Below are 12650 nucleotides of genomic sequence, written 5' to 3' on the forward strand. Positions count from 1 at the left end.
CTACCACTATAAAGTAATAGAGGCGTACACAGACTCCGTCGAGTCTTGTGTACGCCTCTAAGCTTAGTAGATTTTGTGCGGTGAAAACTGTCAGCCAGTTAGTCACGGCTTGATGTAGGCATACCCCTCGTGTTGTCTTTTGGCCAATTCGAACACGCCGGCCGGCACCACGGTCAAGCCTGGCTGCAGATCCGCTTCCGCAACGTGGTGGCTAGCCATTGCGTTGTGGCAAATTGCGACAGTGACGCCCGCGGCCACCAGTGGCTTGAGGTCGATGGTACTGCCGATGGTGGCGTCGACCACCGGCGCGCCGTTGATCAGCAGCTCGACTTGGCCGCTGACGCCCGCTTCTTTGGCCGCGGCCAAGTAGTTGGGGATATTGCTCAAGACAGTCGGCCACTTGGTCGCCTCGTCAAGGTGAAAAATCGTGTCCATGTGTGTCATCTCCTTGCCGAGATTATACCGCGAATGGCCCGCGGCCGTTAGAAATTGTCGGCTTGGTGGTGCCGTTAGAAATTGTCGGCTTGGTGGTTGACATCCGCGCTGAATCCTGTAAACTTATAAACGTGCTTTAAAGACATTGCCCGTTAGTCAAGGGGTTAAGACGCCTGGTTCTCAGCCAGGAAACACGGGTTCGAATCCCGTACGGGTGATCAGATGCCGCTAAACGTTGTTACATCAGCGTTTGGCGGCTTTTTGTTTGGCGGCGCCAGTTTTTAACTGGGCGCACGTCACAAGGCCGCAAAAAAAAATCCCGCGCGGTCCGCGCAGGATTGATTTGTTACGCTTTCTCATTGGGCACAAACACGATTGGCCGCTGGCCATGTCTGCCTTTGATAATGTCCACGTCAAAGAAGGAAAGGGTCATTGTGGTGCCACCCGGTTCAACAATGTACTCATCGCGCAGCAGGTAGAGGCCAGCAAACACGAACATGAACAGCACCGGCACGACCTCGAGTGAGGCGTAGAAGATGTGCATCAGGATCAACGCGACTGTCGCGATGATCAGCAGCGTTAAATATTTTCCTTGCTTGCGCTCGATGTGCGGCTGGCCGCCGTATTGGGCCATCAGTTGATTTAACTTGGGCTCCCGGTACCGCCGCCCGTCGGCGCTGTGAAAGTTTTCCGTCACCACAATTTCTCCATTTCACCAAAATCAGCGTTTCGCCGCCTCATTTATAGGTGCTCAACAGGCTGGATGCCTGCGCCTTCGCGGTTGCGCTCAACGCCTGATATTCCTGGTAGGCTTTGACGTAGTTGCCTTCCGCCACGGCTTCGCGCAGCGGGGTCAACTCACTTGTGGAAAATACGGCGGCCGCCGCAGTATTCGCCTGAGCCGCCGGCACGCCGGTGGTCGATTGAAGCAGGTGCGAAAACTTATCCTGATTGCCCGCCGCCTGAACGATGGTGCTCATTTTCGTGTTGTCCAGTGTGGTTGCGGCTTGGTCGAGTACCGCGTCGGTCGTAGGATCACCTGTTTTACGCTTTTCGATCTGCTTGACCAGCTGGGCTTTCACGGCGCTGTCAGCCGGGGTGTCGTTTCCGGTAACATTCCGGTAGGTGTTGTTCAGCGGCGTAAAGAAGACTACCGCCAGCACCCCTAACACGACAATGAGGCCTAACAGGATCGCGATGACCCGTGGCCAGCGGCGCTTGCGCCTGGCCCGCGGTTTTTTCTGACTCCGTCGTCTTGCTTCTCGCATCAAATCACTCCTTATATATCCACTATTATAGAACGTTCAGGCGGGGCTATTTGGTAAGATTGTTTGTTTTTTCATTGGTCGCGATGTGAACGACGCGGGAAAAACGAAGATAGGCGATAAAGTGAAAGACCACGCCGGCGATCAACAGGATGCCGGCCACCAGGTTCGAGAAGCTGGTGGCGATCATGGACAGCAGGTAAATGCTGACGCTGCGCGCGGGATCGAGCCGGATGCGCTCGTAGTGGCTGGTGATGCCGCTGCGCTCAACCGTTTGCAGCTCGGGATGATGCTCCAAGTAACGGTACAGGAGCAAAAATGAGAGTGAAATCAGCAAGGCCACTAAATCATACACGATGAATGCCAGCCGGATGTCGCTGGTATTGCCGTCGGACAGCGCCTCAATCAGCAGTACCATCGCGTAGTTAACCAGCGTCACGGTGAAGAGGACGAACAGGTTGAGGACGTTCAAGGTTCGATTGGTGCGTTTGACGTACTGAAAATAGTCATGGTGAAAAAGCCAGCTGGTTCCTACGTAGAAGTAAGACAACAGATACATCAAAAACAGGGGCGCTTGGTGCAGCACGACCTGGTTCAACGATCCAGGTTTAATCGTTTCCGGCTGGAATTCCAGAATCAGAATCGTCAGCAAAATCGCAAAAACACCATCGCTTAGTGCGTCGATCCGCGATTTACTCATGTGTCATCACCTCGCGATAAATTTGTTCGGCTAGGTCGGAGGTCGAGTGACCACCTAGGACCTCGTCGCCAGCCAGCTGGTCCTGATCCCGCCACCAGCTGCGGAGGGTCGCTTCGCCAAAGGGAACCGCTTTGGCCCGGTCCCGCCGGGCGGTTTCTTCAAACGGCAGGTCGAGATAATATTGCCAAACGCTGGGCGCGAATGTGGCCGCCACGTCCTTGAGCATTGGGCCGTACACATCGCGGCGCAGGATACCTTCAATGATTGTGTACTGGTAATGTTGGCGACCGAACTCAGCCAGTGTTTTGATCAAAGGGACTGCTAGGGTGCCTTCGTGGTCGCTGGCGTGCAGGAGGTCACGTCGCAGCATGTCCTGATGAAGGACCAGGGTTTGGCTTTCTGGCAGCTTTGCGGCGAGCTTGTTTGCCAGGGTCGTCTTGCCGCTTGCAGAATTGCCGCGGAGAATAATCAGTTTTGCCGTCACGTTCCCACTCCCTTTTTGACTGGTATGCCGCAATTGGGGTAAAAAAACACTCGCCAGTGATTGGCGAGTGACTGTATTGATTACAGGTTTTTGTCCATGTTGAACGTCAGCTTGGAAAGTTCCATGCCTTGCATCAGCATGCTGGCGATTTGTTTCTTGGCTTCGGCCTTGACCGCAGCGACCAGTTTGTAATTGGCCTGGGTCAGCGCGTCGGTCAGCGCCTGGCCGGTCAGGTCTTTGGTGGCCGCGTCAGTTTCTGCGATGTGAACCCGATACAGCCGGTACTGCTCGGTCAGATAGTCGCGGTTTTGCTGGATAAACTTGCTGTAGTGGCTTTCCACCAGCATGCCCAGGCTGCGGTGCAGCCAGTAGGCGGAGTCTTGATCGACATCCAGTGTCATCGGTGTCTGGGAGTACGACGGGTCGGTGTCATCGGCGTTGCAGTAGAACGGCACGTAAGGACTGAAGGTCGGGATGCCGATGTTCAACCACATGATGGCGGCGTGGCCAAAGTCAACGTCGTTTCTCAGCTGCAGGATGTGAGAGTTCTGGGTGCGATTGAGGCCAATCGGCCGGTAGCGGAGACGGTCCGCGTCGGTCGAATCCTTGGCAAAGGGATCGTACGGGGTCTCGTTGTAGTGCGAGCCAAGGATTTGGGCAATGTCTTCGCGGGTGATCTTGTGATCAGTGTGCATGATGAAGGGCAGCTCGCCAGATTCCGGCTCCTCTGCGACTTCTGGGTTCAGGATGTGATGCGCGTACCACACACGCGGTGTGTTGTAGTGGCGGTCCTTTTCGTTGAACGTGCCAAAAATGTGGCGGAAGTTCCAGCCCTTTTGGTCCGGGTTCAGGTGATGCTGGTCGACGAAGTCCTGAATGCCATCGCTCCAGATGAAATTGTCGCTGTCGGTGAAGTCGACTTGCTGAATTGCGACCTCGTTAGCGGCGACGGCGTAGGCATCGTCGGGGATGCGCTGGGCGACCCAGTGGTGGCCAGTGACGATTTCCATGTACCAGACGTTATCCTTATCGGAAAACAAGACCGAGTTACCGGCAGGAGAGCCGTATTGTTTGATCAGCTGGCCGAGGTATTCGACTGCGTGCCGGGCGCTTTCGACGAAAGGCAGCGTCATGTTGACGATCAGGTCCTCGTCCAGACCATCTTTGACCAGGGGATCAAAGGCCAAGGCCCGCTCGTTGCCGTACGTGGATTCGGTCGCCGACATCGCGACGTTCTTTTCGTTGATCCCGGATTCTTCGTAGTCGCCGCCGTGTTCGGTGTCGACGTTTGGTACGGCGTTGTAGCGATAGCCGTTTTCCGGCAGGTCGGCTTCAAACCCGTTGAGCGGGGACTTGACGTGCAGCCCCTTTTCGCCGTGCCAGGCCGGGTGCATGTAGAAGCGGTGCGGTGCCAGCACCTGGAAGGTGTCGTCATTGCGCGAGATCATGGTGCTGCCGTCAATGCTGGCTTTTTTCCCCACCAGGATTGACGTGCAAGCAGATTCGATTTTCATTCTTACCCCTCATTTCTAATGACTGTACACCTAGTGTACGCCAAACATTCGGGCTTTGCAGTAGTGGCGAACAGGCCCGGTCACCTTCAAGTTAGCCGGCGAGAAAATTTTTCCCGGATTTAATTGACAGGGGCCGGCATTTTTCGTAAGATATTACTCGTTGCTAAGTTATTGGGTAGTAGCGAAGTGGTAACGCAATGGACTCTGAATCCATAATCATAGGTTCGATCCCTATCTACCCAATAAAGGCGTTCAGTAGGCTGCTGAGCGTCTTTTTTATTTTTCCGGCAGCCTAGTTGACAAGTGCAGGCGGTTTTTTTAGACTAGACTTTGTGCTCAAAGTTATTGGGTAGTAGCGAAGTGGTAACGCAATGGACTCTGAATCCATAATCATAGGTTCGATCCCTATCTACCCAATAAAGGCGTTCAGTAGGCTGCTGAGCGTCTTTTTTATTTTTCCGGCAGCCTAGTTGACAAGTGCAGGCGGTTTTTTTAGACTAGACTTTGTGCTCAAAGTTATTGGGTAGTAGCGAAGTGGTAACGCAATGGACTCTGAATCCATAATCATAGGTTCGATCCCTATCTACCCAATCCCGCCGGACAACGTTGTCCGGCTTTTTTAATGCTGGCGAGGACGGGGATGCCGGCGGTTAGACTTGTGAGTGAGAAGGGATCAGCATGATCAAAATCAAACGTTGCGCGGCGTTATTGGCCGCAGGGGTGGCAGGCCTGCTGCTGACCGGCTGCGGTCAGAAGCAGGCCGCGCCCAAGCTGCGGCCCAACAATCCGTACACGGACAGTGAGTTTTCGCTGGGCACCATCTGCAAGGTCACGGTGTACGACAGCGGCAAGCAAGGAGCGGTCAAGGACGGGCTGAAAACAATCCGTCATATCGACAGTGAGGCCACTTTGACCCGCAGTGGCTCGGTATTGGACAAGATCAATGCCAACGCCGGGATCAAACCGGTGCGGGTGCCCAAGGACTTTTGGCCGCTGCTGAAAAAGGCCCAGTATTTTTCCGAGAATTCCAACGGCAGCTTCGACATGGCCATCGGGGCGGTGACCAATCTTTGGAAAATTGGTCTGCCTGGCGCCCGAGTTCCCAAGCCCGCGGAAATCACCGCGGCACTGCCCCTGGTCAACTGGCGAGACGTTCAGTTCAACGCCAAGCAGCGGACGGTTTATCTGACGAAAAAAGGGATGCGCCTGGATTTTGGCGGGATCGCCAAGGGCTGGGTCGCAGATGAAGTGCGGCGGACGCTGAAAAAAGACGGTGTCACCACGGCCATTATTGACCTGGGTGGCAACGTCATCGTCATGGGACACTCGCCTAAGGCCCCGGGCCGCAAGTGGACCGTGGGGATTCAAGACCCCAAGGCCAGCCGCGGCACCCCGCTGGGCACGATTCACGCGGCCAACATGTCAGTGGTGACCGCCGGGACATACGAGCAGTACCTTATGTCGCACGGCCATAAGTACATTTACTTGTTTAACGCCAAAACCGGGTATCCCTACGAGAATAATCTCGCCTCGGTCACCATTGTGTCAAAGCAAAGCGTCGACGGCGACGCGCTGTCCAATGCCGCGTTTGACAAGGGGCTGAATGGTGGGCTCGCCTATATGAACAAGAAGCGCCATCAAGACATTGAAGCAATTTTTGTCACCAATAACAATAAGGTGTACATCACCAACGGGTTGAAGTCCGACTTCAAACTGGTCAAGGGCACCAAGTATCGGTCGGGCAATTTCAAGGCCTGAACTTGCCGCCTCGGGTTTGGCCGGCGGCTCAGTTTAGACTGATATGGATGGCCAGCACGCCGGTGGCCCGTTCCTGCGCTGGGGTATAGTGCTGATACGTGTCCTGCGTCATCTTGGCCACTGAATCATTGACGGCCGCGCCGACCTGAGGGCCGGGAAAAGCCGTGTAAAGTGCCGTGAAGCTGGCGAAGTGATCAATGGCGGACACCTGCACGCGCAGCTCTGCCCCCGTGGTCAAATCGGTGAATGTAATGTGGTTACCTGGCCGCAGCTGGCGCCGTTTGGCATCATTTAACCGCACCTCGATGGTTTTGGTGCCAGCTTTGATCAGCTGAAACTGGTCGTGTGTGATCGCTATGTTCATTCAAATCGCCTCCCGTTTGCTTGTAGTATACCGCCAGCGGCAGACAACGGGCGTTCATCCGTGCTAAAATACTGAAGATAAAATGAGGAGGCTGGTCATGGCCAATCAACAAGACCCGAACCATTACGTACAGCAGTTTATCGACCAAATCATCGCCTTAGTGCTGTTGATCGTGGTGTGGCTCATGCGAGGGTCGCTCGGACCCACTTGGACCAAGATCTTGATTGTGGTCGCGCTGCTGATTTCACTTGCCGATTACGTCTTCTTAGGGCGCAAAAAGAAGGCAAAAAAATAAGATTCAGACCCCAGTGGCCTGAATCTTATTTTTTCCCAATCGTCCACAGGAAAATCGCGTAGCCGAGACAGAAGAGCCCATACACAATGGCGGCCAGAACCACGAACAGCAGCCACGGCCAATTGAGTAAGACGCGCATGGCCCAAAGCAGCATCGCCATAATCGCTGCCTGCACGGAGCGCGTGCGCAGCGCCGCAATCTGCTTATTCAAAGGAGACCTCAACGTACAGGAATTTGGCGGCAGTCACGTGGCTGAAAGTCAGCCAGATCGCCTTGGGCTCAGGCGGCTCGTCCGGATCGATCACTTCGGCCAGCCAATGCACCAAGCGGCGGTGATGCGACAGGAACTCGCTTGGCAGCGGGAAGGCATTCAGCCGATTTTCCGGGAACCATTCGTGCAGGCCGGGAAAAATCAGCGTGTCTTTGAGCCGGAAGCCAATCGTGTTTTGGTAGCCGCGGCGAATGATGGTGGTTTGCTGCGGATGTGTATTGATGTATGTGAGCACTTGCGTTGCCAGGTCCAAACCAGCTACCTCCGTCTTCAGCCTGAGTGGAATTACTGCCGAATATGATAACATGGAACTAGTGGAAAGTATAGAAAGGGGGCCTTCAGATGACCGTTCATTTGTACCTGGTGCGGCACGGTGAAACCGAGATGAACCGGGCCCAGAAGCTGCAAGGCGTAACTGATGCGAAGCTGACTGCCAAAGGCGAGGAGGCCGCCGCGGCCCTGGGTGACCTGCTCAAGCCGATTCACTTTGATGCAGCGTACAGCTCTGATCGCAGGCGCGCCATTGAAACGGCCAAGGCGATCCTCGCGGAGCATGCGGACGCGCCGGCGCTTCAGGAAAAGGCCGGGCTGCGCGAATACTACTTCGGTGGCAACGAAGGCATGAGCAACATGAAATTGATGCGCAAAACGACGAAACGCTTTGGCGTGCGCGCCTTTGCCAAAATGTGGCTGGATGCCCCGCAGTTTCGCACGCTGGTGCGCAACTTTCACGCCATGGATGACACCGGCCAAGCGGAAACACTTGATGAGCTGATTGCCCGCGTTCGTCAAGCCTTCGCCGAAATTGTCGCCGCCAATCAGCCTGAGAGCAATGTGTTGATTGTGGCCCACGGTGTTAGTTTGAGTGCGCTGATTTACGAGCTGGCCCCAGACCAGCTGCCGGTGACGCTGCTCAAAAACACGTCTGTCACGCGGGTTGATGTGACCGGCGACCAGTGGGTGGTGCGCGGTGTTAACCTGACCGCCCCAAAGCAGATTCTGGCGCTTGCCGGGCCGGCGGCACTGCCCGCAGATCATGCTTAACCTCTGCTCCGCTCCGCGATCGCGCGTGCTGCGACCGTGGAGCGTTTTTTTGCCAATATTTTCTGAAAACGAGTCAAATCACGGTTGTTTTTTGACCGGGAGCGCGTATAATGACAAGTTGTCACATGACATAATGTCATTTTTGAGAAAGGAGTCCGTATGCCAAAACCAACATTTTTCCGGCTGGCGGAACCGAAACGCAAACGGCTGATCAAGGCGGCCTATGATGAGTTCTCTCGCGCGTCGTTCCAAGACGCGAGTATCTCGAACATCATCAAGGACGCCGGCATTCCGCGCGGCAGTTTTTACCAGTATTTTGAAGATAAAAGCGACATCTTTTTTTATTTGCTGGACCGCACCCGCACGCAGACTGAAGACCTGTACAAGCAGGTCATGCAAGCCCATGACGGGGATTTGTTTGGCATGGCGGCAGATTTCTTTGACAAGGCCGTCGAGAAGCTGCTGAAGGGGCCGCACCGCGAGTTTTATGCCAACGTCTTTTTGTATATGGACTTCCATAACGCGGCACATTTTAGCTCGATGCCCAAAAAGACGGCACCCGCGCAGCCGCATAAAAAAGTGTTTCTTGACTACACGCTGGACCACCTCGATCGCAGCAAGCTGAAGGTCAAATCCGACGAGGACGTCGCGATGCTGTTTCGGCAGGTGATGTGGGTCTTTATGCAATCCATCGGTTATTATTACAGCCGCCGCAAAAACGGCGAGAACGTGACCACGACCGCTCTGAAGGCGCGAATGGCAAAGATGCTGGACTGGCTCCAGTACGGCGTCGCGATAGCAGAGGAGGAAGTACATGATTAAATTAGCCAAAGGCCGGGTGTCAGCCGCGCAGATCACCGGGGCGGTGGTGTTCATGATCATTCAGGTCATCACCAGCCTCTACCTGCCTAACTTGACTGCCGACATCGTCAACAACGGGGTCGCCACCGGCAACATTAACTACATCTGGCAGGAAGGGTTCAAAATGATCGCCTTTGCGGTCGTCAGTGCCTTAGCCGCCATCTGCAACGTCTTTCTGGCGGCGCGCGTGTCCCAGAAGCTGGGCCAGCGCATTCGCTCTGACGTTTATCGCAAGGTCATCAACTACTCCCATGATGAAATGGACCAAATTGGGACCAGCAGTCTGATCACCCGAACCACCAACGACGTGACGCAGATTCAAAACGTCTGGGTCATGATCTTGCGCATGATGATCATGGCGCCAATCATGCTGATCGGCGCGAGTTTCCTGGCTTACCAGAAGAACCACACCCTGACGTTGATTTTTCTGGTGGTGCTGCCAATCATGGCGATTTTCATCGGGATTGTGATGAAGTTTGCCGTACCGCTGTTCCGCGGCATGCAGCAAAAAACCGATAACATCAACCTGGTCTTTCGTGAAGGCCTGACCGGGGTCCGGGTCATCCGGGCGTTTCGGCAGGACCAATTCGAACAGGACCGGTTTGAAGGGGTCAACCAGGATTACACCAACAACGCCGTGAAGGTCTTTTCCATCATGGCGATGATGATGCCGGTCATGACGCTGATCATGTCCGGGACCAACATTGCCATCGACTGGTGGGGCGGCCATCTAATTGCCGCCCAAGCGATGCAAACTGGGAACCTGATCGCGTTCATTACCTACGCGATGCAGATCCTGATGAGCTTCATGATGCTGTCGATGATCTTCGTCTTCATTCCCCGGGCGCAGGCTTCTGCGGTCCGGATCAATGAAGTGCTGGACCAAACGACGACGGTCAAGTCGCCGGCCAACCCAACACCTTTTGCGGAGACCACTCCTGAGCTTCAGTTTGACCACGTGCAGTTTCGTTACCACGGGGCCGAGGAGCCGGCGCTGCAAGGCGTTGATTTCGATATGAAGGCCGGCCAGACACTAGCCATTATTGGCGGTACCGGTTCTGGTAAAAGTACTTTGGTTAACCTGATTCCGCGGTTCTATGACGTGGAAGAAGGGGCAGTCAAAGTGAACGGAATGAACGTCAAGGACGTGGATCTGGCCGAACTGCACCGCAAAATTGCGTTTGTGCCGCAAAAGGCCAACCTCTTTTCCGGGACGGTCCGTTCCAACATGCAGTACGGCAACGATGACGCGACGGACGAGGAGATCTGGCACGCGCTGGAAGTGGCCCAGGCCAAAGACTTTATCGCGGCCAATCCGGAAGGGTTGGACTACAAAGTCGAACAGGGCGGGGATAACTTCTCTGGTGGCCAAAAGCAGCGTTTAGCGATTGCGCGAGCGCTGATCAAAGACGCGGCAGTTTACGTCTTCGATGATTCGTTTTCCGCGTTGGACTTCAAGACGGACGCCGAGCTGCGGCAGGCGCTCAAGGACGACGAAAAGATTTCGCAGCGCGTTGTCGTCATTGTTGGTCAGCGGGTGTCGACGGTTGCCGATGCCGACACGATCGTCGTGCTGGACAACGGCCAGATGGTTGGTCGCGGCAAGCACGCCGAGCTGAAGGCCAACAACGAGACTTACCGGGAAATTGTTAACTCACAAATTCGCGAAGGGGATGAAAAATAATGGCTGAAACGAATCGCACAACTTCAACCAGGCCAGCAGGCGGCGGTCATGGACCAGGCGCTCGCGGCGGCGTGGTCGAAAAGCCGAAGAATTTCTGGGGCACCACCTTCCGCCTGTTTGGTTATATGAAATCCCGCTTGATTGGGATTGTGGTGGTCATGCTCTTTGCCATCGCCTCCACGATTTTCCAGATCCGCACGCCCAAGATTTTAGGGGAAGCGACCACGGAAATCTTTAAAGGCTACATGAAAGGGGTCGCGCAGCAAAAAGCGGGCATCCCGATGAGCCAGTTCCCAATCAATTTTGACAAGATCAAGGACATCATGATCCTCGTGATCTTCATGTACCTGGCGTCGGCACTGTTCTCGTTCATGCAGCAGTTCATCATGACCCGCATTTCTCAGCGCACGGTTTACGACCTGCGCAAGGAGCTCAAGGCCAAGATGCAGCGGCTGCCAATCAATTACTACGACACTCACAGCAATGGGGATATCATGTCCCGTGCCATCAACGACATGGATAACATCGCCTCGACGCTGCAGCAGAGTCTGACCCAGCTGGTCACCAGTACCTTCACGTTCATTGGGACCTTGTGGATGATGCTGACGATCTCCTGGAAGCTGACGCTGATCGCGCTCGTCACGATCCCGCTGAGTCTGGTCATCGTGGGCATTGTTGCGCCGCGTTCGCAGAAGTATTTTGCCGGCCAGCAGAAGGCCCTTGGGCTGCTCAACAACTATGTCGAAGAAAATTACGCCGGCCAAGTCATTGTGAAGTCGTTCAACCGCGAAGAAGACGCGATGAAGGCCTTCGAAGTGGAAAATCAGGCGTTTTATGATTCGGCCTGGAAAGCGCAGTTTGTCTCTGGGATAATCATGCCGCTGATGACGTTCCTGAATAACCTCGGGTACGTGTTTGTGGCGATCTTCGGGGGCATCTCGGTTTCTAACGGGACAGTCACCCTGGGGAACGTGCAGGCTTTCCTGCAGTACACCCAGCAGTTCTCCCAGCCAATTTCGCAATTGGCCAACTTGGCCAACACCATTCAAAACACGATTGCTTCGGCTGAGCGTGTCTTTGAGGTCATCGACGAGCCAGAGATGGAAGACATTGAGTCTGGCGTGACGCCAATCGAAGGCGACAAGCACCCGCTGGTCATGGATCACGTCAAGTTTGGCTACCAAAACAGCCCAATTCTGATGAAAGATTACAACTTGACCGTTGAGCCGGGCCAGATGATCGCCATTGTGGGGCCGACCGGGGCCGGCAAGACCACGGTCATCAACATGCTCGAGCGCTTCTACGATGTGAGCGGTGGTTCCATTCGGATGTGGGGCACAGACATTCGTGACATGACGCGCGAGGATGTCCGCAAGCACTACGCGATGGTCCTGCAAGACACCTGGCTCTTCACCGGCACCATTTGGGACAACCTGAAGTACGGCCGCGAAGACGCGACTGACGAAGAGATTCTCAATGCGGCTAAGGCGGCCCATGTGGACAGCTTTGTTCGCCAGCTGCCAAAGGGCTACGACACGGTTTTGAACGAATCCGCGTCCAACATTTCGCAAGGACAACGGCAGCTATTGACCATTGCCCGGGCGTTTGTGGCCGATCCTGAGATCCTGATCCTTGATGAAGCCACCAGTTCGGTTGATACACGGACCGAAGTGCACATTCAGCACGCGATGAGTCGCCTGCTGAAGGGCCGCACCAGCTTCGTGGTCGCCCACCGGCTGTCGACGATTCGCGATGCCGACAACATTATCGTGATGAACCACGGCTCGATTGTTGAGACTGGTAACCACGACACCTTGATGGCGAAAAATGGCTTCTATGCTGACCTGTATAACAGTCAGTTTAGTGGCAGTACCACAATTTAAATGAGGGACGAATAACTCCCACCAAGCGAACAAGCCGCTTGGTGGGAGTTTTTTGCTGCGAGTCAAAATCCGTGCCCTTTTTGGCAAACTCG

At 54.8% G+C, this 12650-nt stretch carries 15 protein-coding genes and 4 tRNA genes; 10 read left to right on the forward strand and 9 right to left on the reverse strand.

Going from position 1 to position 12650, the window contains the following annotated elements; genetic code table 11:
• Window positions 1–102 precede the first annotated feature (102 nt).
• Complete coding sequence (locus tag EKM86_RS07595; RefSeq protein ID WP_164506212.1) at window positions 103–435, reverse strand: DsrE family protein; 333 nt, start codon at window positions 433–435, stop codon at window positions 103–105.
• Window positions 436–581: 146 nt separating this feature from the next.
• On the opposite strand from EKM86_RS07595, the gene EKM86_RS07600 reads away from it, so the two are divergent.
• Window positions 582–653 (forward strand) — tRNA-Glu (locus EKM86_RS07600).
• A 128-nt stretch (window positions 654–781) separates the two neighbouring features.
• Here EKM86_RS07600 and EKM86_RS07605 read toward each other — a convergent pair.
• The 5 genes from EKM86_RS07605 to EKM86_RS07625 form a co-directional block, all read right to left on the reverse strand.
• Complete coding sequence (locus tag EKM86_RS07605; RefSeq protein ID WP_125756685.1) at window positions 782–1132, reverse strand: hypothetical protein; 351 nt, start codon at window positions 1130–1132, stop codon at window positions 782–784.
• A 40-nt stretch (window positions 1133–1172) separates the two neighbouring features.
• Complete coding sequence (locus EKM86_RS07610; RefSeq protein ID WP_225419382.1) at window positions 1173–1703, reverse strand: hypothetical protein; 531 nt, start codon at window positions 1701–1703, stop codon at window positions 1173–1175.
• Window positions 1704–1749: 46 nt separating this feature from the next.
• A complete protein-coding gene (locus tag EKM86_RS07615) occupies window positions 1750–2400 on the reverse strand; it encodes a TMEM175 family protein (RefSeq protein WP_125756687.1) in 651 nt (216 codons plus the stop codon).
• Window positions 2393–2884 carry an AAA family ATPase gene (locus EKM86_RS07620; protein WP_164506213.1) on the reverse strand — a complete coding sequence of 164 codons (492 nt, stop codon included), beginning with the start codon at window positions 2882–2884 and terminating at the stop codon, window positions 2393–2395. The genes EKM86_RS07615 and EKM86_RS07620 overlap by 8 nt, the downstream gene beginning before the upstream one ends.
• A gap of 80 nt (window positions 2885–2964) precedes the next feature.
• Window positions 2965–4398: a C69 family dipeptidase gene (locus EKM86_RS07625; RefSeq protein ID WP_125756691.1), complete on the reverse strand. Its 1434-nt coding sequence runs from the start codon at window positions 4396–4398 to the stop codon at window positions 2965–2967.
• Window positions 4399–4570: 172 nt separating this feature from the next.
• On the opposite strand from EKM86_RS07625, the gene EKM86_RS07630 reads away from it, so the two are divergent.
• From EKM86_RS07630 to EKM86_RS07645, 4 genes are all read left to right on the forward strand, one after another.
• A tRNA-Gln gene (locus EKM86_RS07630) sits at window positions 4571–4641 on the forward strand.
• 103 nt (window positions 4642–4744) lie between these two features.
• Window positions 4745–4815: transfer RNA gene (locus EKM86_RS07635), tRNA-Gln, on the forward strand.
• Between the two features lie 103 nt (window positions 4816–4918).
• Window positions 4919–4989, forward strand: a tRNA-Gln gene (locus EKM86_RS07640).
• A 96-nt stretch (window positions 4990–5085) separates the two neighbouring features.
• Complete coding sequence (locus tag EKM86_RS07645) at window positions 5086–6156, forward strand: FAD:protein FMN transferase (protein ID WP_379909598.1); 1071 nt, start codon at window positions 5086–5088, stop codon at window positions 6154–6156.
• Between the two features lie 28 nt (window positions 6157–6184).
• On the opposite strand, the gene EKM86_RS07650 is transcribed toward EKM86_RS07645, so the two are convergent.
• Window positions 6185–6520, reverse strand: a complete 336-nt coding sequence (locus EKM86_RS07650; protein WP_125756695.1) for an ASCH domain-containing protein — start codon at window positions 6518–6520, stop codon at window positions 6185–6187.
• Window positions 6521–6617: 97 nt separating this feature from the next.
• Here EKM86_RS07650 and EKM86_RS07655 point away from each other — a divergent pair, with 97 nt between their 5' ends.
• Window positions 6618–6815, forward strand: a complete 198-nt coding sequence (locus tag EKM86_RS07655; protein WP_125756697.1) for a hypothetical protein — start codon at window positions 6618–6620, stop codon at window positions 6813–6815.
• Window positions 6816–6840: 25 nt separating this feature from the next.
• Here the strand turns inward: EKM86_RS07655 and EKM86_RS07660 are convergent, their stop codons facing one another.
• On the reverse strand, window positions 6841–7026 hold the full coding sequence (locus EKM86_RS07660; protein WP_125756699.1) for a hypothetical protein: 186 nt from the start codon (window positions 7024–7026) through the stop codon (window positions 6841–6843).
• Window positions 7019–7339, reverse strand: a complete 321-nt coding sequence (locus tag EKM86_RS07665) for a hypothetical protein (protein ID WP_125756701.1) — start codon at window positions 7337–7339, stop codon at window positions 7019–7021. Before EKM86_RS07665 ends, EKM86_RS07660 begins: the two co-directional genes overlap by 8 nt.
• 89 nt (window positions 7340–7428) lie before the next feature.
• On the opposite strand from EKM86_RS07665, the gene EKM86_RS07670 reads away from it, so the two are divergent.
• The 4 genes from EKM86_RS07670 (at window position 7429) to EKM86_RS07685 (ending at window position 12558) form a co-directional block, all read left to right on the forward strand.
• Window positions 7429–8130 carry a histidine phosphatase family protein gene (locus tag EKM86_RS07670; RefSeq protein ID WP_125756703.1) on the forward strand — a complete coding sequence of 234 codons (702 nt, stop codon included), beginning with the start codon at window positions 7429–7431 and terminating at the stop codon, window positions 8128–8130.
• Between the two features lie 159 nt (window positions 8131–8289).
• Window positions 8290–8952 (forward strand): TetR/AcrR family transcriptional regulator, encoded by a 663-nt coding sequence (locus EKM86_RS07675; RefSeq protein ID WP_125756705.1) that lies wholly within the window; start codon window positions 8290–8292, stop codon window positions 8950–8952.
• On the forward strand, window positions 8945–10675 hold the full coding sequence (locus EKM86_RS07680) for an ABC transporter ATP-binding protein (protein ID WP_125756707.1): 1731 nt from the start codon (window positions 8945–8947) through the stop codon (window positions 10673–10675). Before EKM86_RS07675 ends, EKM86_RS07680 begins: the two co-directional genes overlap by 8 nt.
• Window positions 10675–12558 carry an ABC transporter ATP-binding protein gene (locus tag EKM86_RS07685; protein ID WP_125756709.1) on the forward strand — a complete coding sequence of 628 codons (1884 nt, stop codon included), beginning with the start codon at window positions 10675–10677 and terminating at the stop codon, window positions 12556–12558. Before EKM86_RS07680 ends, EKM86_RS07685 begins: the two co-directional genes overlap by 1 nt.
• Window positions 12559–12650 lie beyond the last annotated feature (92 nt).

Source organism: Lacticaseibacillus hegangensis (genome assembly GCF_003946465.1).
Lineage (GTDB): Bacteria > Bacillota > Bacilli > Lactobacillales > Lactobacillaceae > Lacticaseibacillus > Lacticaseibacillus hegangensis.

Excerpts from the sequence above, each read along its gene's own strand:
- EKM86_RS07595 (WP_164506212.1), bottom strand. The coding sequence starts at position 435 with ATGGACACGATTTTTCACCTTGACGAGGCGACCAAGTGGCCGACTGTC.
- EKM86_RS07610 (WP_225419382.1), bottom strand. The coding sequence starts at position 1,703 with ATGCGAGAAGCAAGACGACGGAGTCAGAAAAAACCGCGGGCCAGGCGC.
- EKM86_RS07615 (WP_125756687.1), bottom strand. The coding sequence starts at position 2,400 with ATGAGTAAATCGCGGATCGACGCACTAAGCGATGGTGTTTTTGCGATT.
- EKM86_RS07625 (WP_125756691.1), bottom strand. The coding sequence starts at position 4,398 with ATGAAAATCGAATCTGCTTGCACGTCAATCCTGGTGGGGAAAAAAGCC.
- EKM86_RS07650 (WP_125756695.1), bottom strand. The coding sequence starts at position 6,520 with ATGAACATAGCGATCACACACGACCAGTTTCAGCTGATCAAAGCTGGC.
- EKM86_RS07655 (WP_125756697.1), top strand. The coding sequence starts at position 6,618 with ATGGCCAATCAACAAGACCCGAACCATTACGTACAGCAGTTTATCGAC.
- EKM86_RS07670 (WP_125756703.1), top strand. The coding sequence starts at position 7,429 with ATGACCGTTCATTTGTACCTGGTGCGGCACGGTGAAACCGAGATGAAC.
- EKM86_RS07675 (WP_125756705.1), top strand. The coding sequence starts at position 8,290 with ATGCCAAAACCAACATTTTTCCGGCTGGCGGAACCGAAACGCAAACGG.
- EKM86_RS07680 (WP_125756707.1), top strand. The coding sequence starts at position 8,945 with ATGATTAAATTAGCCAAAGGCCGGGTGTCAGCCGCGCAGATCACCGGG.
- EKM86_RS07685 (WP_125756709.1), top strand. The coding sequence starts at position 10,675 with ATGGCTGAAACGAATCGCACAACTTCAACCAGGCCAGCAGGCGGCGGT.